We start from the raw sequence: 19,134 nt of genomic DNA, 5'->3' as shown, positions 1-19,134 counted from the left end.
TAAGACGCCACATCAGAAATATAATGAGTTAAAAAAAGCGGCTTAAAATCTCTCCAGAAATACTTGACCATTACAGACTATAAACCTCCTGCTGAGGAGTCCAGTCAAGGAATCACAGCTTCGGTTACTGTTGAGGCTGCTTCCAAGCTGGTAGATATTGAAAAATTAAAAGTCTGTGCGGGAACAAATCCTTATTGTTCATTATCTTTAGGGGTTTTCTATTTATATGGGAAGGGAGTAGAGAAAAACTATCAAGCAGCATTTGAACTTTTTTCTTTTGCTGCAAAATATGACATTGGTAGTGCACATTTTCATATCGGAATTATGCATAAAGATGGCTCGATAGCCGGTAAGATTGATTTTATACAAGCATTTGAAGCTTTTTCTTCTGGAGCTAGTTTAGGAGATCGCCCTTCGCAGATCTTTTTGGCATCAGCATATGAAACTGGAGAAGGCGTTAAGATTAACTATAAAGAAGCTCTTAAGTGGCATTTGGCCGCCGCACAAGATAACGATACAGAACAGCTCAAAGTCTGTGATTATTATACAAATGGTTGGGGAACGAAAATAGACTACAAAAAATCGTTTGAGTATTGTAGGCGAGCATCAATAAATGGTAATGCGGAAGCAACGCAAAGATTAGCCAATCATTTCTATAGAGGATGGGGCGTTGAGAAAAATATAATGAAAGCCTATAGTCTCTTAATCGTATCGAAAGAACTAGGCAATACTTCTGTAGATAAATACCTATCTTACATTAAGACTTTGTTGTCAGAAGATGAAATACTCAAGTCACAAGGGGAAGTTGAGTTTTGGCTTGAAGAAATAACTATCAAGGAATTGCAAAATATCCATCTAAAAAGGACGTCTGGACTTTAGAATTAAGCTTTACTAAAGTTTAAAACAGCCATACTTCGTCTAACCCAAACAAGCATGATTAGAGTCATAGTCCTAAAGCGTTTATGCCCCAAAGTAAGTCAGCTAATTAGATTTGAGCTTTTCCTCTTTAGCTTTTACCTATAGACAACTATGCGGCTAAATCGAAGAGAGTTAAATTACAGGTGTAGATGAGTCAGCGAGTATCCAAAACAGGGATGTTTTGGTTAAGCCCACAGGGATGTGCTCGTGGCGTCTCGCTTAATCATCTGCACATCAGCATGCTGCAGGCAATAAGTTCAAATGAAGCTACGTTATAAATCAAGCTAAACCAATACCAAGTAAGCTGAGTTAATTAATACCTCAAACTCACTTTTGTCCAAAAGTGAGTTAGAGCGCTTAGTTACAAACAAGGTTGAATCGAAGATAACTAAACGACAGGTGCAATCGCGGCTGTGACCATCGAGAACGCAGAGCGCCCATGGATGGGTTTACAGCGTGTCACAGAAGTGATTTCACTTGGGGATCACCACTGGGCAAGCATGCGTTCGGGCATTTCTAAACAATATACCTTTGGAACAACAAGAACCCGTTCAGGTGTGGCGGCGGGACTTGAACCGGTGTCCATAAAAAATCCCCGTTGGCATTGCTGCCTGCGGGGATTTTTTGTTAATCAGCCTAAAGCTGATTAATGGTCACTTACATGTGATTTACTATGTTCTGCTCAATCGTTATTAGCTTTGTTTTTTAACAAACTTTGATTTCAGCATCATTTGGCCATTGCCATCGACTTTACAATCGATGTCGTGGTCGCCATCGACAAGGTGGTTAATCACGGCTTTGGTGCCAACTTTAAGCACTAGCGATGAGCCTTTGACTTTAAGATCTTTGATTAAGGTGACTTTGTCGCCTTCTGCTAATAAGTTGCCGTTGGCATCTTTTAAAATGATAGCGTCTGGATCAACCACTTCTTCATTTGGGTTCCATTCATTAGCACATTCTGGGCAAATTAATAATGTACCGTCTGAATAAGCGTACGGAGACTCACATTTTGGGCATGGCGGGATTACATCACTCATATCTTTACTCTCTGTGTTCTTGGCAGTTGTCGAACATGTTAATAGCGCTAATACGCAGTTCGACAGGCTTTATCGATTGGCGTGAGATAGAAAAGTATCTACCCTGCCGAATATTGTAATGGCATTATAATGCTATTATCACAAGTTGACTACCCTAGGCAGTGCAGCAACCGAATTAACTTAACGATAGTGTAGACCAACGTTAGCTTTTCACTTGTGGATTGGGACGACTTTGGCTATCACTAAAACTCACATCGTGCTTTTGCAGATATTCACGAATAAGCTGACGAGTGACTTGTGATGGCGTGAGATCTTGAGCGGCACACAGCTGCTCAAATGCCTGCTTTTTTAACGGGTCCATTAATACGGTAAAACGTGCAGTTTTATTTTCCACTGTGGGCGAGCCTTTAATGACAACATGATAATTTGATTGTAATGCAGTGTGTTGATAAAGGCCATATTCTGTATTGGTTATTTACGCTGAAATTCATTCGAACTCAGGCGTCATTAGGTTGATTTACCTAAATGAGCCTTAACTCGAATGTTTATGGTTTAAGCAATACTCGCTATACGCGGTAACAATGTATTAAAGCACGGTCTGGACGATACATCATCTAGCAGGCAATCTTGCACTACCTGGCGCAACATCGTGGCTTGTGACGTATCTGGGTTATCGATGAGGTTTAGCATATCATCGACCAAATAACCAAACGCCCTAACCTCAATCGCTTGGATTAACTGCCGCCGCTGTGGGGTAAATTGTTTTAAATTTGATGCCGCGCCAAAATCGCCAAATAATACATAATCGTCTTGGTTTATCATGATGTTGTGGGCATAAAGATCACCATGGCTAATGCCATTTTGATGTAAATGAGCCAAAATATCAGCCATTTGGCTAGCAATATAAGTAATGCGCTGCCAAGTAAATACCGTTTGCGGCTCAAAAGTGTCGCGGCTACAGGTTTGCAACGACGGTGGTAAACCTAAATTGCCGAAGCTTGGCGGAATAAGTTGCATCACTAAGCCCAGTTGATCGGGCTGATTAATTTGTGCCACCACATTAATTAAATTAGGGTGTTCACCCGCGGTTAGGCAGCAATCAAGCTCATCTGCTGGATAACCGTCACTGGTGATCATACCTTTAAACAGCTTAATGGCGATATCTACGTCGCTGCTAAAGTGGCTAATGTTTGAGTTTCCTGCATGGTGACCTGCTTGATAAATTAGCCCAGATGCACCCTGACCGAGCAACTGACCTAAGCTAAATTGGCGTAATGGCACGGTGGGAACTCGAGTATTGTCGCAATGTTCAACATGACTAAATGCATTACCCGCAAAAGCCAGCCAGGCTAAGTTAGGTAATTGAAATAACCACTCAGGTAAATCGGTAAGCTGGTTTGCAGATAAACGAATAAGTGCCAATTGATGGCAATTTGCCATGCTAGCGGGTAGCGAGGTGAGCCTATTACCTGCTAGTGCCAGCTTCTCGAGGCGATAACATTGACCTAAACTGTCAGGCAACTGCTCTATCTGGTTGTCGGTTAAGATTAACCAGCGGGTTTGTTTTGGAATGGCACTGTCTGGCACGCTGCGGATTTGATTGGCTTTAAAACCTATCATCTCTAAATTAGGACATTGACCTAATACTGCTGGCAGATGATCAAATAGGTTATTAGACAAAAATAGGATTTTAAGTTGATGCAAGTCGGCAAAGTTAGCCGGCAATGACGACAATTGGTTGTTGCTAAGATCAAGTACTTCTAAGGTATCGGCTAGCTCAAACAAGTTAACCGGAAACTCAGTGAGTTGTGCTGCGATATTGACCCGTTGATAACCCAGTAACAAACCATCGTTTAATTGTTGCAGTGTTTGCATCATGCATCTCTTTGCCTAAAATTGCCGACATAGTAATAGACAGCACTCACTGAGACAAATTTCTGACAAAAAAAAGACCACAGCAAAAGCAGTGGCCAAGACGGAAACTAAAAAACACAAATTGGGGTTGATAATTTTAGCGCCACTTCTCACACATAAAATAGCTGTTAGAAGTGGATTCCTACAAAATACGTTTAACTAACCTCTACTGAAGTTAATAACGCAAAAAACAACAAACAAAAAACAAAAACAAGGTTAAATCAATTCAGCTAACATAGCGCCGTCGTAGCTGACTAATTCAACGCCATCACGTATTTTTGCTACGTAATCAGGATTGGCAATAAATGGACGACCAATAGCCAGTAAATCAAACTTGTTCTCGCTAATCGCTGTGCTACCCGTTTCAGCAGTGTAGCTACCCACACCCACTAACGTACCGGTATAAACACTGCGCATATAAGCCGATATACTGCCACCTAAGTAATCAAACTGCATTGAGTCGTCAAAAATACCACCATGTAAAAAGGCTAAATTTCGTTTCGCCAACTCAGGTAATAAATAGTCAAAAACATCACGGTCGCGAGGATCTGCTGCCATATTGAAATAGGCGCCAGGAGAGACTCGAAGAGCGGTGCGATCTGCGCCAATTCTGGCAACCACAGCATCAACCACTTCTAAGGCAAAGCGAGACATGTTTTCTGGTGTTTGACCGTATTCGTCTACACGACGGTTGTTATCATAGTGTAAGAATTGGTCAATTAAATAGCCATTTGCACCATGAATTTCGACACCATCAAAGCCAGCATCAATTGCGTTTGCAGCGGCTTGGGAATAATCAGCTACTAATTGCTTAATATCGTCTACCGTGGCGGCCTTTGGGGTTTGATAAACCAATTCGCGCATTCTAGGCACAGTGCCTTCCACGACTTGTGCTGAAGAAGATAATACATCGCCACCACCAAAAAAGTGCGGGTGTGCAACACGGCCGGTATGCCAAAGCTGAGCAAAGATTTTACCGTTATTTTTGTGTACGGCATCGGTAACGACACGCCAGCCATCAATTTGAGCCGGGGTAAATAAACCTGGGGTATTTGGGTAGCCCTGGCCATCTGGACGAATAATTGTCGCTTCGCTGATAATAAGACCCGCTTCAGCTCGGCGTGCATAATAATCGGCAATCATCTGTGTCGGCACAAGGTCATCATCTGCCATACAACGCGTTAATGGTGCCATTAAAATCTTGTTTGATAATGTTAGGGTGTCGTTAAGTTTGTAAGGGGTAAATAAACTCGCCGTCATGTAATAATCTCCTTTCTTGAATATGCGTTCAAGATTAATCTTATTTGAATACACATTCAAGTAATTTTTGAATAGTCGAGCTATTTTAGTTAGACTAAACCGAAATGAGTTATCACGCTTTGTTGTTACCAGAAGTGACAGAATATGAGACATGCTGAATTTGATAGAGAAAAAGTATTAAGAGCAGCCATGAGTGCTTTTACGGTGAACGGTTATGCCAAAACCAGCATGCAGGATCTTACCAAAGCCACTGGCTTACATCCTGGGTCAATTTATTGTGCGTTTGACAATAAAAAAGGCTTACTGCTTGCAGCCATAGGTCAATATCAACAAGACAGAGGCCAGCAATTTCAGCAACTGTTTACTGATGAAAACTCGATAATAGACAACTTACGTCGATACTTGGATAGCATTTTACAGGAATGCTTAAGTTGCGATGCTAGCCAATCATGTTTATTAACTAAAACACTCAGTGAAATGGGCGAGCAAGATGACGATATTCGCCAAATGTCGGCCCAATGTTTAGCCACTTGGCATGGCTCATTAGTGCAAGTATTCGAACAAGTAAAAGCAAAAAAATTAATTCCTGCCGACAGCGACTGTGATTTTTTAGCCCAATATATGATGATGGGAATATATGGGATGCGCACCATCGCTCATACCAATCCTAGCAAAACGCTATTGCAGGCGTTAGCGGATAAACTGCTCGATGATTTACTACGATGTGATTAGCATTATTATTTCATGCTAAACAACATAAAACGTGCATAAAAAACACCAAAAAAGCATAAAAAAAAGACACACTCGGTGTCTTCTTGGTTATGTTAGCTTGATGACTACTATCTTTAGCTCACGACACGTTGTGAAAAAACACGTTCACCCAATGAGTTAAGTATTTTGCACTCGCCTTCTAATACCGCAATAATCGATTTACCTCGGCGAAACGACTCAGGGATAATTACGCGTCCACTGTGACTGACTTGCAGATCGGTCATCACAGCATTATGCATTTCTAAGCCAACAGGGGCTTCGTAATACAAAATAGTCACTGTCGGATTTGAAGTTTGACCTTCGGCAGATACAGATTTCATATTCGGACTCTCATTTCAACATACTGATTCAGTGTAGAAATGATATTGATAATGTCACTTATCAACACATCTCAGAGTAAAATGGATGAACCAATAGACTCTTTGTACTGAATTCATCCAGGGAGAGAAGTCCTTTCTCATTATTTTTATATTTTGGTTTTAAACAACCTTTTACAATTAAATCGTATTTTAGATTTATTATCGATGGTAGGCGTTTAAACATGAACTTAACACATTTGATGTGTAAATATGAATAGTGATAGCCTAAAAGTATGACGTGCTAGATCTAAATTCTATAATACCTATCGGGTTATCAAGCCTATTTATGTGAAATTTAGAACCAGCACCTAAACAGCACAACTTATTCCTGCTAGAATCGGTGACAATTTTTAGCCTTAAACATTTAATAAAACGAGATTAAGATGGGCAGAGCATATCAAAATAAAAAAGAGGACATGGCGAAAACCGCTGGCCAAAAGACACGTATTTACTCACGTTATGGTAAAGAGATTTATATTTGCGCTAAAGGTGGCGTTGACCCAGAGGGCAACTTAGCCCTACGTAGCTTGATCGCCCGCGCGAAGAAAGATCAAGTTCCGGCACACGTTATTGAACGTGCCATTGAAAAAGCACGTGGTGGTGGTGGTGAAGATTATGATACCGCCCGCTATGAAGGTTTTGGTCCTGGCGGATGTATGGTTATTGTTGACTGTTTAACTGACAACAGTAACCGCACATTTACTCAAGTTCGCCAAGCGTTTGTTAAAAATGATGCCAAGCTGGGCGGCCCTGGTACTGTTGGCCATATGTTCGAACATCAAGCAGTATTTGTGTTTGATGGTGATGATGATGAAGCCATTTTAGAACTGCTTATGATGGCTGACGTCGACGTTGCCGATGTAGAACTAGAAGATGGTATCATCAGCGTATTTGCGCCAGTATCAGAGTTTAATAATGCCCGCACTGTGTTAATTGAAGCCTTTCCTAAGATTGACTTTAAGGTAGAAAACTTAGCCTTTGTGCCACAAACCATGACTGAACTGACTGGTGAAGATATTGAAAATTTTGATAAGTTCTTAGCGGCTCTTGATGATTGTGATGACGTGCAACACGTGTATCACAATGCTGAGATTGATGAAGAATAAATCAAACTAGAACGAGAGACTATAAAAGCCTAGGAACTAGATCGCTTCGCTGCTAGATGCTATAAAATCTAAAGCATAGAGCCTAGTACGCTAGGCGGCTAGATCCTATAACAGAGATGACAAGCGCTGACAGTCGATGGCAAACCAAGAGCCTAGAACGCTGCTAGTACGCTACGCGGCTAGAGACTATAAAATCTTGGTAGCTAGCGATAACGAGCGATGACATCCGATAACAAGCCAAGTGCTAGACCGTTCTATCCGTGAGCGTAGCGTTCGCTTGTTATCGTTTCCTAGCAGGACGCAGTCCGCCCTAGCAGCGAAGCGATACTAGCAGGACGCAGTCCGCCCTAGCAGCGAAGCGACTCTAGCAGGACGCAGTCCGCCCTAGCAGCGAAGCGACTCTAGCAGGACGCAGTCCGCCCTAGCAGCGAAGCGATACTAGCAGGACGCAGTCCGCCCTAGCATCTAGCCTTCTTACCTTTACCGAATCAAACAAAAAAACGCAGCTTAAGCTGCGTTTTTTGGCGTCGTTTAATAAACGATTTTGGTTAGCGTAAGTCCATTTCTTGAACTTTTTCGTAGGCGATTTCAGGCGCAGTGACATCTGGTTTTTCATGTAAATCTGCTTTTAATTGGCCTTTACGATGCTTTAGTGCCGCATCTAATTTTCTAGCGGCGCTCGTAATAGCCGGATACATGACTAAATCAGTACCTTTAGCTGCAATGCTAGTTCCTTCATAGTTAGTTCTAATTTCAACATCATACTCACCATGCTCTTTAGCAATGATGATATCTAGCGAGATAAGCGTGGGAAAATGGTTAGCTATTTTAGCGAATTTTTCATCTACGTGTTGTTTGACAGTATCCGTAACATCAACATGGTGACCAGAAAGATTTATTTTCATAGATTGTCCTTAAAAGAATTTACTTGCCAAATTTATCGCGTGTTACAACTGCATGCTGACATAAATAGGCTTGTTGTACAAATGCAGGCTGACATATTTAGACATGGGACATGAGCTTTGTGTCACAAGTACTCAAGTCTACAAAGTGTTTTATATCTACTTGTGAACTTCAACTACTATGCCATTAATAAAAGTTGATTAAAACGTGCATGGGGTATATCAAACTGACCTAACCCTTACTTGATTAAACACCAGATTACTGATTAAGTATAGACACAATTTAGTGACAAAGGTTGCAACTTTTGGGTTGTTTACACAAGTGATTACAAACCAAACAAATAATTACTAAAAGCAGTTGTTTTATAAACAACTATACATTTTTTGCCTGTTAAGGCTTATATAAATGAAACCGAATTAATCATTAGAAAGGATAATTATGGCCACTAATCAACTCCAAATCGATATTATTTCAGACGTAATGTGCCCTTGGTGTATTGTCGGCTACCGTCGTCTTGAACAAGCACTAAGTCAATTTAATGATTTAGAGGTTAAAATACAGTGGCATCCGTTTGAACTTAACCCCACGATGGGGCCAGAAGGTCAACACTTAGGCGAACACATTGCTGAGAAATACGGTTCAACACCGGAGCAAAGTGCTCAAAATCGTCAACGATTAACCCAAATGGGTGCTGATTTAGGCTTTGAATTTAATTTTTCTGATTCATCACGCATTTACAACACGCTACTTGCCCACCAGCTGCTGTATTGGGCTGCAGAGTCAGGTAAGCAAACCGAATTAAAACTGGCTTTATTTAGCAGCTACTTTACTCAGCAGCAGAATCCCGATGACATTGAAGTCTTAATTAATATTGCCACGCAGGTTGGCTTAGATGCCGATGAAGCTAGAGTTGTACTCAGCGACAAGCGCTATGAAAAAGCCGTTAAAGAAGCAGAGCAACTTTGGATCAGTCGCGGGATTCAAGCTGTGCCAGTTATAGTGTTTAATCAGCAATATCTAGTGTCTGGGGCACAAGAACCCGCCACTATTGCTGAATTGATCACCAAGCTGACCACCGAAGAAGCTTAATTGGTTTACCTCACCTCAACTCGGGTTAAAAAATGGGGAGAATAAGCTAACATCGGAATAATTGATTATCTCAGTTTAAAACCCAAACTGAGTTTAGTGAGCCTCAGTGGGCAACTCATGGCGTTCACATAGACTGATTTATCTTTATAGCCCTATTTAAAGCCAAACTGTGGCTAAATAAACAAAACCAGCGCAAGCTGGTTTTTGTTTATTTAAAGAGATAGGCGTAGCCTCTTTGCCCTCGGTTTTAAAATTCGTGATATCAAACCGAACAGTAGCTTGCCTGTAGTGAATAGATGCCATTTTTATATCTGTTTTCTCGAGCGAGTCCATGGACATTCAGCTACGCTTGGTGTTGAATCAACAGATGTTAGTTATCGTTTAAGTCAGCATCTATAAACGGTATGTTAAATCGTTATAAATACCACTATTAGGTGGTTTTGGGAGTACAAAATGAGCTTTAAATTAACGGTGAATTGGCAATCTTCACCAAGTGAAGACGGTGAATTTAATCGCGACCATGAGGTGAAATTTGGCAGTGGACAAACGATCCAAGCCTCGTCGGCATCAGAATACAAAGGCAATGCAGACAAAGTTAACCCAGAAGAAAGCTTACTAGCAGCTTTGTCGTCGTGCCACATGTTGACCTTTTTAGCGATTGCCCATTTAAAGCGACTGCCAGTGACCCATTATGTTGATAATGCCACCGCTGATTTAGGTAAAAATGATGCCGGTAAAGTCGCCGTGGTCAAAATGACGCTTGAACCCAAAGTCACTTTTGCTGAAGGGATTGAAGTAGACCAAGAGACATTGGCAAAAATTCATGCCAAGGCCCATGCAAACTGCTTTATTGCCAATTCATTAGCGTGTGTAGTTGAGATAAAATAGCGCAAGCGTAATGGTTGCAATAGCTTCATATGCCCGCGCAACATAAGTACATTGAACCCATATCTACAAAAACCCCAAGTAATCACTTGGGGTTTTGTCAATAAGCTAATCATTATCGCGGTTTTATATCCGCAGCCGGCCCTATTTTAGGTAAAGGCTGACCTTGTAAAGGGTTGATCGGTTGTTGTACTAACTCATCTTTTAAATAGCTAATCGCCGCATTCAGCTGAGCGTCTTTACCGTTAAAAGTCGCATAAGGTAAATTATCAACCTCAATGTCGGGGTCAACCCCATGACCTTCGACGATCCAACGCCCATCAATGGCATATTGTGGATATTCTGCCACCCTCGCCATGCCATTATCGGTCACCGAATTACGCCCCGATAACCACACGCCAGCGCCGGCAGTTTGTTTACCAATAATCGGCGCGATGCTTAATGCTTTGATCCCAGCGGAAAAGGTTTCACCATCTGAGTAAGTCATTTGATCAGCCAACACCACTAAGTGACCTCTGAACGTTTGCTGCATATTGGCATTGGTGCTGCCGTGTGTTGGCTGCCAAAATGCCCATGCACGGCGCAATAGCTTTTCAATAATCCAACTGTCAATGTTGCCACCGCGATTTCGGCGCACATCAATAATTAACCCGTCTTTGTCGTAATTGGTATAAAACTCGCGGGCAAAACTTTCTACATCACCAGAGCCCATGGCATACAAATGTAAATAGCCAATGTTGCCATTGGAGGCTTTGGCGACTTTGTCGCCATTATGCTCTACCCAGTCCAGATAACGTAGTTTGGCATCGGTGCCAATATCGTGCGGCGTCACTACGGTATTAATGGCCGTTTTACCCCGCATCAGTCCCAGTAGCACTTGTTTATTGCCTTGGTTACGCAGCAATTGAGTCACATCGGCAATATTAGTCACTTTTTTACCGTTAATGGCGCGAATAATATCCTCTTCTTGGGCATCCACTTCAATACGCGCCAGCGGTGATGCAGACAATGGCAATTCGGCATCGGTTTGATAAATATGGCTAATAAGCACACCTTTATCGGTTTGAGTCAGCCTAGCACCTAATGCAGCTGCTTTGGCAGCATCCGCGTCTTGGGTAATATCACCGCCGCGCACTTGTGAATGTAACGAGTTAAGCTCGCCCATCATTTGCATAAAAATATCATTGAGCTCGTTGCGATCGGTTAACCTATCAACCAAAGGTTGGTACTTGGTTTTGGCGGCTTGCCAATCTACCCCACGCATTTTAGGGTCAAAAAACGAGTCACGGTGCATTAGCCATGCATCTTCAAAGATCTGCTGCCATTCTTGCGGTGGTGATATACTCAATTGCCATTGATCTGTACTGACTTTCGCTCGCGATACATCGCTTGGCAGTTTGTCGCCCGCATCCACAATCATGATGTTTTTAGGATCTGATTGCTTACGCAGCATTAATTTACTGCCATCTTTTGATAACGAATATTGGCCCACATCCTCGCTAAAGGTATCGACTTTAAGGTTTAGCGGATCAAACTTAATCAGTTTTAGCTCGCTGCTTTGTTCATTGCCATCAAGTAAATACAGTTTGTCTTTTGCCGCCGTTAAGCTTTGGTAATTACCCGCATCAACAGGCACTTGCCATAGGCGTTGGTTTAATCCATCCCAATCCACCTTGGTTCTACCGCCCATTTCCTGCTCTTTATCCGTTTTTTTAGCCTCTTTTTTGACAGTCAGTTCCGTTGGTTTTGCAAATGGGAATGACGCTTTAGCATCTAACGCTAAAGCAAATATTTGGGTCCGTTTGTCAAAAATAGGCCCCATATTGCGGTCGCCCCATGGCGAGCCAGGATTGGCTTTAAATTCGCGATTAGACAAGAAATACAACCATTTACCGTCGTGGCTAAAACTCGGTGAAAACGACTCGTATTTGTCTGTGGTTAAGGTTTGTGCTTTTGACTCGTTAATTGAATACAACACGATTTGTGGCCGCTGTTTACCAATTTCAGCTTTTGTCAGGGCAATAAACCGACTGTCACCAGACCATTTAATGTCTTGATAAGGACCAAGGCCTTCGCCATTTTTGATGATTTTCTGGTTATTGTCGCGAGTTAAATCCAGTAACCACACGTTGCCCATGTAATCGTCGGAGACCAAATAACGTCCATTAGGTGATAACGACAAGCTGGTACGCAAGGTGTTGCCATCTTTGGTTAACTGTTTGGCCCCAGCAGAGCCGTCTGCAGGATATTGCCAAATTTCTTGCTCTCCAGATGCATCGCTAATGCCATAAACCCATTTACCATCATCACTAAGCAGTGCATCGCGCACGCGGCTATTGGCTGATGAGTCTATTTGCACTAAGCGGCGGCCATCATTACTGGCAATAGCCACATGGCTACGGGCAGTAATTACCACGTTGTCGCCTTGATGGGCAAAGACGGTTGAGGTGGCGAAATCCATTGGGTCGTTAACCCATTGCTCGCGGCGATGGGCAAAGTCACTGGTGAGTTCGATATTTAACCTTGATTGGGCAAGATCGGCTAAGTTTAACAACTTGATATCGGCGCCCTGCTGGAACACAATGCGGCCATTATTAAGCTGGGCATCGCGCACCTGCCAATCGGTATATTGAGTGTGTTGTTTACTATCTTTGCCATCTAGGGTCATCGACCAAATATTGTCATTACCAGACTTATCACTGACAAAATAGACCCGTTGATTCCATAACATCGGCTGCTTAACAGAACCCTCATGGGCACTGGTTAACTGCTGTGCTTCTTGTTTACTACCCAGCTTATAACGCCAAATTTCACCTTTAGCGCCGCCGCGATAGACTTTGACATTATCGCCACTGACTTGCAGACCAAATTGAGTAAAGTAAACATACTCACCTTTGTCATCAATAGTGCCTTCTACGGCGTCAGCTAAGGGTAAGTCTGTGATGGTTAACGTTTGCGGGTTAACGGTTTTTAACACCCAAAAATTAGCGGGCCCAAAGGCATTGTCGGTGGAATATAACACCTCTCCTGATGCGGTCCAGCCTTGCAGGCGCACCCGGCTGTTTTCAAAACTTACCCGCTTAGCCACTCCGCCCTGAATAGGCATCACATACACTTCGGTTGCGCCTTCATAATTGGCGGTGTAAGCCACCCACTTGCCGTCTTTTGAAATAGTTGCGTCCATTTCTTCGGCGGCCAAACTGGTTAAGCGACTGGCTTTAGTTTGGTTGAGTTGGGTTATCCACAGATCGCCTTCGGCGGTAAACACTAAGGTTTGATCGTGCAATGCTGGGGCGCGGTAATAGCCTTGATTTGAGGCATTAGCCACGACTATTGATGAGCAAGCTAAAGTACCTAAAACCAACATACAATGCACAACGGAGCGACGAAGTTTCATGGTGAGGAGCGTCCTTATAAAGTCGATATCTAGAGTTAAATCAATATCAATTAACGTATTATATTTATCCGTTCACATTATCAGAGTTGTGGCTAATTTTGCAGCAAAAATATGTAACGAACCACAATTTGAAATAATAAACAGCTCAGCAGTAATTCAATTTGAGATAATAAACGGCTAAGCAGTGATCGCTTAGCCGTTAGTGTTTTAATGTCTCGTATTTCCCTTACTGCGAAGTCAGTTGCAGTACAATTTTATGGTATTGCTCATAAAGTGGGTGGGACGGATCAGATAGCTCAGGGAAGCGTTGATCTATGGTGATCATATAACGTTCAGCCTGAATCAGTTTATTGTCGGCCATTAGTGCTTGTAACCGAGCCAAGGCGACATCAGCAGTATCTAATTGAATGTCCCCTTTTAACGATCCATTAAATGACTGTTTCACTTGTAGTCCCTCCTTGGCATGGCTGCTTGAGTGCAGTTCTAGTACTTTCTTTTGTCCTTCTTCATTTACTTTGGCAGGTGTTGGCGCCGCACTCATTACCGCGGATGATTTATCTGCCATTTGAGATTCAACTGTTCCGTTGTTATCAGATGCTTCACTCATTGCTTCACGATTAACACGTTCGTTATTCATTGGCGCTGAACTCATCGATAATCCCTGAACGGCAATTGATTCTGCTGCTGCGGCATCTTCAACTGGTGACTCAGTTAGTTTAGGCACGTCCGATGTCGATTTGGCCTGCTTAAATGATGACTGCTGAGCAGGTACGCCTTGTTCAATATCAATTCCAACTTGTTTTTGCAGGCTTGGGGTTAACATAAACAATCCCGCCACCAGCAATACCGACGCCGCGCTTGAAAACACCCATGCATTGCGTTGCCACATTGATTTTTTAGGTGAACTGACTTTAGATACATTCGCATCCGAACGCGCTTTGGTTAATATGGCCTCATCCAGTTCAGCCGATGGTTGTTCCAGTGGTTTCTGGTGATAAGCATCTTTGATTTCTGTTTGTAATGCAGTGAACTCTGCATCATGATCTAATTGTTTATTCATAATGTTGTCTCCTGCCTTTGGGTAGCAATACATTGCTTAATACTCTGATAAGCATAACGAATACGGCTTTTGGTGGCTTCTAAGGTGACGTTGGCGATGTCGCTGATCATCGCAGCGGTCATGCCCATTTCGATGTTGAGTAAAAAAGCCTCTTTTTGCACTGGCGGCAGTTTGGCAATGCAATTTTTCATCATCTCAACTTGTTGCTGTTGCTGTACTTGTGGCTCAGGCGAGGCTTGATCATCTGCTTGTAGGCTATCCATGGTTTCACCTTCACCAAGCGGTGTCACCTTGTCGAGCGGCTTAACAGCACGCACATGGTCAATCAATAAGTTATGGGCAATTTTATATAACCAAGTGGTGAATTTGGCCGTGACTTGATATTGCCTCGCCGCATTAATCACCTTACCCCAGGTGTCTTGATACAAATCTTCGGCTAATTGTTGGTTATGTAATTGGTGAACAAAATAACGATACAAAGGCCCTTTGTGTTTAAGGTACAAGGCCTCGAACGCGCGGACGTCACCCGCTTGGTAGTCGAGCATCAGTTGCTCGTCACTTCCCACTTGGGGAATTAACGGCTCATCCTTAGGGTATATTGATGTTTGCACCATTTTATCCTTTTTGTGACGCATTTATTGGCTAACCGAACGAGTGTCTGGCTCAGTAATCATAAGCTGTCTCTCGAGTACACTTGCGGTTTTTAGCATTTGCACAAACTCATGGCGATAACCAAATCGGTCTTGGCCCATTGCAGACTGAGCAAGTACAATTAACTTAGCATAATCAGTATCGTGGACATAATTATTATGATTAAGCAATTGCCCAAACCCCGCGACTGCGGCGGCAAAGCGGAAATCATCGCTGGCTTGATGCAAATGAGTCAGCTGCTGATCGCGGCTAATGGGATAAGCGATTAATTGACTGTTTTGCTCGCCAATCGCTTTATAACGCAGCTTTAAATAAGCCACTTCATTTGCAATGTGTTGATGAACTTTAGCTTCATCAATTTGCGTCGATTCTGTGACAGCATAACGCAGCGGATCCACTAAACGATTTTGGCTATCGTTATAACGTATCTCGTACAGCGCGGTGACGGTATGACCCGCACCAATCTCGCCTGCATCAATAGCGTCGTTATTAAAGTCACTACGATTTAACAACCGGTTTTCGTAACCAATAAGTCGATACTCAGACACCACCGCCGGGTTAAATTCAATTTGCACTTTGACATCGTGGGCAATAGTTAACAGTGTGGCACTGAGTTGATCAACTAGCACTTTTCGCGCTTCATTTAAGGTATCGATAAACGCATATTGACCGTTAGCTTTATTTGATAATTGTTCCAGCAAATGGTCATTATAACTGGCAGTAGCAGAACCCAGACCAAAGCCAAGCGTAGATAAACCAATACCACTTTTACTTTGACTGGTGACAAAATCAACCAATTGCTGATGATCTGTCATCCCCAAGTTAAAGTCACCGTCGGTGGCCAAAATAACTCGGTTACTGCCGTTTTCGATAAAGTGCTTTTGCGCTAATTGATACGCTAACTGAATACCTTGGCTACCATTAGTGCCACCTTGTGCAGTTAACTGACTAAGGGCTGTTTTAATGGCGGTAAAGTCATTACCTGCAACACCGTCAAGCACCACACCGCTGGCACCGGCGTACACCACTATCGATACTTTATCTTGCGCCGATAATTGCTGACTCAGCATCAGCATGGCTTGTTTCAATAAAGGCAATTTATCAGCAGACGACATAGAGCCTGACACATCAAGCAGTAGCACTAAATTACTTGCACCAAGCTGGTCTGCTGCAACATCAAAACCTTTAATGCCAATGCGCAATAACTGAGTATCAGCATTATACGGTGAGGGTGCTAATTCAGTATTAACGCTAAAGGGCTGCTCAGTGGTTGTCGGTACTGGGTAGTCATAACTAAAGTAGTTCACTAACTCTTCTACCCTAACGGTATTCTTAACCGGCAGTTGGCCTTGATTGATTAATCTGCGGGTGGTGCTGTAACTGCCAGTATCAACATCGATTGAAAACGTCGATACCGGCGTTTCACCGGCAACCATATTGCCGTTTTGTACTAGCGACTCAAATTTGTCATTAGCATTAGGTGCTAATAACAAGCTGCGATCGCTTGCGCTGACATGCTGAGGACTCACAATACGCTGCGCCATTGACGCTGCCATGACTTTAGCGCTGCGATGCACCTCCTTTGATCCTTGGTATGCATCAGCCTGTGGCTCAGATGCCATCACTAAACCTGCTACCTCAGATAACTCGGGACGCGCTTGTGCAGAGAAATCCGTTTTACTCGCGGATTGAATTTTAGAAGCGGGCTGACTTTGTTTCGCACTGTCTTTGGACTCTTGCGCACAACCACTGACAATAATCGCGCTAATGACTATGGCTAATGCACTGCGAGTGAGTTGCTTATTGACATCGTTCATGGTTTTTCCCTCATCTATCGACTTGTTATTCATATTGGTTACGTCAACAAAGTGACCTTGCATACAGCTAATAACGAGCGAAATAGGTAAAAGGGTTACAAAAAGAATTCTTTACTCCATTATTCATCAATGTTCGATACGAACTTGTGGTGAATATAAAATGTGTTTAAGTAGTTTTCGTATTTAGAAACTGAGTGTTAGCCTCAAGAAACACTGAAATGCAGCCAACAGAGCACGGCTTATGCTATTATTTAGCACCTTTTTTATCGCCTTAATATTGACGTTAATCGCCCGCGGTTCCTACTGAGCGAATTAGCCAAATATACTAATAGAATAAGTACGTTAAGGAGTTAACATGCAAGCCCTAGTTGCTGTTGTAATGGGTTCTAAAAGTGATTGGCCTACAATGGAAGCCGCCGCTGAAATTATGGATAAGTTACAAGTGCCTTATCATGTTGAAGTCGTTTCAGCCCACAGAACACCAGACAAGCTAATGGAATTTGCACGTTCTGCTGCAGATAAAGGCTATAAAGTCATTATTGGTGGTGCAGGCGGAGCAGCCCATTTACCTGGCATGATAGCCTCTAAAACCCGCTTGCCTGTATTGGGTGTCCCAGTGCAAAGCAAGGCCTTATCTGGCATGGACAGTTTATTGTCGATTGTACAAATGCCTAAAGGGATTGCCGTTGGCACCTTAGCCATTGGTACTGCCGGCGCGTTTAACGCAGGTTTATTAGCCAGCCAAATTTTGGCGATTAGCGATGCCGCTTTAGCTGAGCGTTTAGAAGCATTTCGTGATGAGCAAACTCGCGCGATCCTTGATAATCCCGATCCGAGAGAAGACTAATGACCTTGCCAAAAAATCTATGGGTATTGGGCGATGGTCAATTAGGTGCCATGCTCAGTCATGCAGGCCAACCGCTAGGTATTAATGTGCGTCCGGTTGATATTATGACACCATCAGATGTGCAGTTACCGCTTGAAGCTGACGACATCATTACCGCCGAACGCGAACAATGGCCAGAGTCACAGCTGAGTTTACAACTCAGCCAACACCCACATTTTATTAATGGCCCAGTATTTGGTCGTTTAGCTGATCGTTTTAGCCAAAAAAGTCTGCTCGATGAATTAGCTGTCGCCACATCGCCTTGGCAGTTAGTTAATGACAATACCACCACGCAAACACTGCATAATGCCTATGGTGAACGGGTATTATTAAAACGTCGCACCGGCGGTTATGACGGTAAAGGCCAACATTGGCTCAAGCAGGCAGAAGCGACAACCATCCCTGCCGATTGGCGCAATGAAGCCATCGCCGAACAAGCGATTAACTTTGATGAAGAAGTGTCGTTAGTGGGTGTGCGCACCCAAGACGGGCGCTGTTTATTTTATCCGTTGGCGTTAAACCTACATCAAGACGGTATTTTAATGGCATCGATTGCGCCATTAACTCGCTTAGCACCTTTGCAGGCCGAAGCTGAAGACATGCTCAGTAAGGTGATGCATGACCTTGAATATGTGGGCGTGATGGCGATGGAGTGTTTCCGTGTTGGTGAACACTTAATGGTCAATGAGTTAGCCCCTAGAGTGCACAACTCGGGCCATTGGACTCAAGCGGGTTGTCACATAAACCAGTTTGAATTGCACTTACGTGCCTTATGCAATTTACCTTTGCATCAGCCACAAGTGAACTTTCAATGTGTGATGGTTAACCTGATTGGGATTGATAAAGACGATAGATGGTTAAGCCTGCCAAATGCTGAACTGTTTTGGTACAACAAAGAAGTTCGCGTGGGCCGTAAAGTGGGTCACTTGAATCTGTCTGTGCATAATAAAGCGATGTTAGATGACAGCATTAGCCAACTAAAAGCTTGGATGCCACAGCAATATCAAGCACCGCTGGATTGGATTTTGGCCGAATTTATCAAATAGGTTTATCACATAAAGTTGCCAATAAGTACGTTAAA

General features: G+C 43.0%; 18 protein-coding genes. 8 read left to right on the top strand and 10 right to left on the bottom strand.

Annotated features, from left to right (window positions below):
• Window positions 1-63: 63 nt before the first annotated feature.
• Together AAEZ02_RS17290 and AAEZ02_RS17285 are read left to right on the top strand one after the other, a co-directional pair.
• Window positions 64-879 carry a tetratricopeptide repeat protein gene (locus AAEZ02_RS17290; RefSeq protein ID WP_351124176.1) on the top strand — a complete coding sequence of 272 codons (816 nt, stop codon included), beginning with the start codon at window positions 64-66 and terminating at the stop codon, window positions 877-879.
• A 452-nt stretch (window positions 880-1,331) separates the two neighbouring features.
• Entirely contained in the window at window positions 1,332-1,568 is a 237-nt protein-coding gene (locus tag AAEZ02_RS17285; protein WP_351075364.1) for a hypothetical protein, read from the top strand.
• Window positions 1,569-1,610: 42 nt separating this feature from the next.
• Here the strand turns inward: AAEZ02_RS17285 and AAEZ02_RS17280 are convergent, their stop codons facing one another.
• The 4 genes from AAEZ02_RS17280 to AAEZ02_RS17265 form a co-directional block, all read right to left on the bottom strand.
• Window positions 1,611-1,955, bottom strand: a complete 345-nt coding sequence (locus AAEZ02_RS17280; protein WP_101032423.1) for a zinc ribbon domain-containing protein YjdM — start codon at window positions 1,953-1,955, stop codon at window positions 1,611-1,613.
• A 202-nt stretch (window positions 1,956-2,157) separates the two neighbouring features.
• Window positions 2,158-2,349, bottom strand: a complete 192-nt coding sequence (locus AAEZ02_RS17275; protein ID WP_124012009.1) for a ribbon-helix-helix protein — start codon at window positions 2,347-2,349, stop codon at window positions 2,158-2,160.
• 158 nt (window positions 2,350-2,507) lie between these two features.
• Entirely contained in the window at window positions 2,508-3,830 is a 1,323-nt protein-coding gene (locus tag AAEZ02_RS17270) for a leucine-rich repeat-containing protein kinase family protein (protein ID WP_164839586.1), read from the bottom strand.
• Window positions 3,831-4,085: 255 nt separating this feature from the next.
• Window positions 4,086-5,129, bottom strand: a complete 1,044-nt coding sequence (locus AAEZ02_RS17265; RefSeq protein ID WP_124012011.1) for an alkene reductase — start codon at window positions 5,127-5,129, stop codon at window positions 4,086-4,088.
• 144 nt (window positions 5,130-5,273) lie between these two features.
• Here AAEZ02_RS17265 and AAEZ02_RS17260 point away from each other — a divergent pair, with 144 nt between their 5' ends.
• Window positions 5,274-5,861: a TetR/AcrR family transcriptional regulator gene (locus AAEZ02_RS17260; RefSeq protein WP_124012012.1), complete on the top strand. Its 588-nt coding sequence runs from the start codon at window positions 5,274-5,276 to the stop codon at window positions 5,859-5,861.
• A gap of 113 nt (window positions 5,862-5,974) precedes the next feature.
• Here the strand turns inward: AAEZ02_RS17260 and AAEZ02_RS17255 are convergent, their stop codons facing one another.
• Window positions 5,975-6,220: a TIGR02922 family protein gene (locus AAEZ02_RS17255; RefSeq protein WP_124012013.1), complete on the bottom strand. Its 246-nt coding sequence runs from the start codon at window positions 6,218-6,220 to the stop codon at window positions 5,975-5,977.
• A gap of 422 nt (window positions 6,221-6,642) precedes the next feature.
• Here AAEZ02_RS17255 and AAEZ02_RS17250 point away from each other — a divergent pair, with 422 nt between their 5' ends.
• On the top strand, window positions 6,643-7,365 hold the full coding sequence (locus tag AAEZ02_RS17250) for a YebC/PmpR family DNA-binding transcriptional regulator (RefSeq protein WP_351075368.1): 723 nt from the start codon (window positions 6,643-6,645) through the stop codon (window positions 7,363-7,365).
• Window positions 7,366-7,913: 548 nt separating this feature from the next.
• On the opposite strand, the gene hpf is transcribed toward AAEZ02_RS17250, so the two are convergent.
• Entirely contained in the window at window positions 7,914-8,270 is a 357-nt protein-coding gene (gene hpf / locus AAEZ02_RS17245) for a ribosome hibernation-promoting factor, HPF/YfiA family (RefSeq protein WP_124012015.1), read from the bottom strand.
• Between the two features lie 436 nt (window positions 8,271-8,706).
• Between hpf and AAEZ02_RS17240 the strand changes: the two genes are divergently transcribed.
• Together AAEZ02_RS17240 and AAEZ02_RS17235 are read left to right on the top strand one after the other, a co-directional pair.
• A complete protein-coding gene (locus AAEZ02_RS17240; protein ID WP_351075369.1) occupies window positions 8,707-9,357 on the top strand; it encodes a DsbA family oxidoreductase in 651 nt (216 codons plus the stop codon).
• Between the two features lie 453 nt (window positions 9,358-9,810).
• Complete coding sequence (locus tag AAEZ02_RS17235) at window positions 9,811-10,245, top strand: OsmC family protein (RefSeq protein ID WP_124012017.1); 435 nt, start codon at window positions 9,811-9,813, stop codon at window positions 10,243-10,245.
• Between the two features lie 112 nt (window positions 10,246-10,357).
• Here the strand turns inward: AAEZ02_RS17235 and AAEZ02_RS17230 are convergent, their stop codons facing one another.
• The 4 genes from AAEZ02_RS17230 to AAEZ02_RS17215 all read right to left on the bottom strand — a co-directional run bounded on the left by AAEZ02_RS17230 (window position 10,358) and on the right by AAEZ02_RS17215 (window position 17,167).
• The gene (locus tag AAEZ02_RS17230) at window positions 10,358-13,639 is read right to left on the bottom strand and encodes a S41 family peptidase (protein ID WP_124012018.1); all 3,282 of its coding nucleotides are present in this window, start codon (window positions 13,637-13,639) and stop codon (window positions 10,358-10,360) included.
• Between the two features lie 226 nt (window positions 13,640-13,865).
• Entirely contained in the window at window positions 13,866-14,699 is an 834-nt protein-coding gene (locus AAEZ02_RS17225; protein WP_124012019.1) for a hypothetical protein, read from the bottom strand.
• On the bottom strand, window positions 14,696-15,313 hold the full coding sequence (locus AAEZ02_RS17220) for a sigma-70 family RNA polymerase sigma factor (protein WP_351089349.1): 618 nt from the start codon (window positions 15,311-15,313) through the stop codon (window positions 14,696-14,698). The genes AAEZ02_RS17225 and AAEZ02_RS17220 overlap by 4 nt, the downstream gene beginning before the upstream one ends.
• 21 nt (window positions 15,314-15,334) lie before the next feature.
• The gene (locus AAEZ02_RS17215) at window positions 15,335-17,167 is read right to left on the bottom strand and encodes a vWA domain-containing protein (protein ID WP_351089351.1); all 1,833 of its coding nucleotides are present in this window, start codon (window positions 17,165-17,167) and stop codon (window positions 15,335-15,337) included.
• Window positions 17,168-17,522: 355 nt separating this feature from the next.
• Here AAEZ02_RS17215 and purE point away from each other — a divergent pair, with 355 nt between their 5' ends.
• Both purE and purK read left to right on the top strand, forming a co-directional pair.
• Window positions 17,523-18,014: a 5-(carboxyamino)imidazole ribonucleotide mutase gene (gene purE / locus AAEZ02_RS17210; protein ID WP_101032438.1), complete on the top strand. Its 492-nt coding sequence runs from the start codon at window positions 17,523-17,525 to the stop codon at window positions 18,012-18,014.
• The gene (purK, locus tag AAEZ02_RS17205; protein WP_351089353.1) at window positions 18,014-19,099 is read left to right on the top strand and encodes a 5-(carboxyamino)imidazole ribonucleotide synthase; all 1,086 of its coding nucleotides are present in this window, start codon (window positions 18,014-18,016) and stop codon (window positions 19,097-19,099) included. Before purE ends, purK begins: the two co-directional genes overlap by 1 nt.
• The last annotated feature ends 35 nt before the right edge of the window (window positions 19,100-19,134 follow it).

Origin of the sequence: Shewanella sp. T24-MNA-CIBAN-0130, assembly GCF_040310185.1 — a bacterium.
In the GTDB taxonomy this organism is placed as follows: Bacteria; Pseudomonadota; Gammaproteobacteria; order Enterobacterales; family Shewanellaceae; genus Shewanella; species Shewanella psychromarinicola.
This window is presented reverse-complemented; position numbering and strand designations above follow the sequence as displayed.

Bases quoted from the DNA above. Each gene is read 5' to 3' on its own strand.
- AAEZ02_RS17280 (WP_101032423.1), bottom strand. From the start codon at position 1,955: ATGAGTGATGTAATCCCGCCATGCCCAAAATGTGAGTCTCCGTACGCT.
- AAEZ02_RS17270 (WP_164839586.1), bottom strand. From the start codon at position 3,830: ATGCAAACACTGCAACAATTAAACGATGGTTTGTTACTGGGTTATCAA.
- AAEZ02_RS17265 (WP_124012011.1), bottom strand. From the start codon at position 5,129: ATGACGGCGAGTTTATTTACCCCTTACAAACTTAACGACACCCTAACA.
- AAEZ02_RS17260 (WP_124012012.1), top strand. From the start codon at position 5,274: ATGAGACATGCTGAATTTGATAGAGAAAAAGTATTAAGAGCAGCCATG.
- AAEZ02_RS17255 (WP_124012013.1), bottom strand. From the start codon at position 6,220: ATGAAATCTGTATCTGCCGAAGGTCAAACTTCAAATCCGACAGTGACT.
- AAEZ02_RS17250 (WP_351075368.1), top strand. From the start codon at position 6,643: ATGGGCAGAGCATATCAAAATAAAAAAGAGGACATGGCGAAAACCGCT.
- hpf (WP_124012015.1), bottom strand. From the start codon at position 8,270: ATGAAAATAAATCTTTCTGGTCACCATGTTGATGTTACGGATACTGTC.
- AAEZ02_RS17240 (WP_351075369.1), top strand. From the start codon at position 8,707: ATGGCCACTAATCAACTCCAAATCGATATTATTTCAGACGTAATGTGC.
- AAEZ02_RS17235 (WP_124012017.1), top strand. From the start codon at position 9,811: ATGAGCTTTAAATTAACGGTGAATTGGCAATCTTCACCAAGTGAAGAC.
- AAEZ02_RS17230 (WP_124012018.1), bottom strand. From the start codon at position 13,639: ATGAAACTTCGTCGCTCCGTTGTGCATTGTATGTTGGTTTTAGGTACT.
- AAEZ02_RS17225 (WP_124012019.1), bottom strand. From the start codon at position 14,699: ATGAATAAACAATTAGATCATGATGCAGAGTTCACTGCATTACAAACA.
- AAEZ02_RS17220 (WP_351089349.1), bottom strand. From the start codon at position 15,313: ATGGTGCAAACATCAATATACCCTAAGGATGAGCCGTTAATTCCCCAA.
- AAEZ02_RS17215 (WP_351089351.1), bottom strand. From the start codon at position 17,167: ATGAACGATGTCAATAAGCAACTCACTCGCAGTGCATTAGCCATAGTC.
- purE (WP_101032438.1), top strand. From the start codon at position 17,523: ATGCAAGCCCTAGTTGCTGTTGTAATGGGTTCTAAAAGTGATTGGCCT.
- purK (WP_351089353.1), top strand. From the start codon at position 18,014: ATGACCTTGCCAAAAAATCTATGGGTATTGGGCGATGGTCAATTAGGT.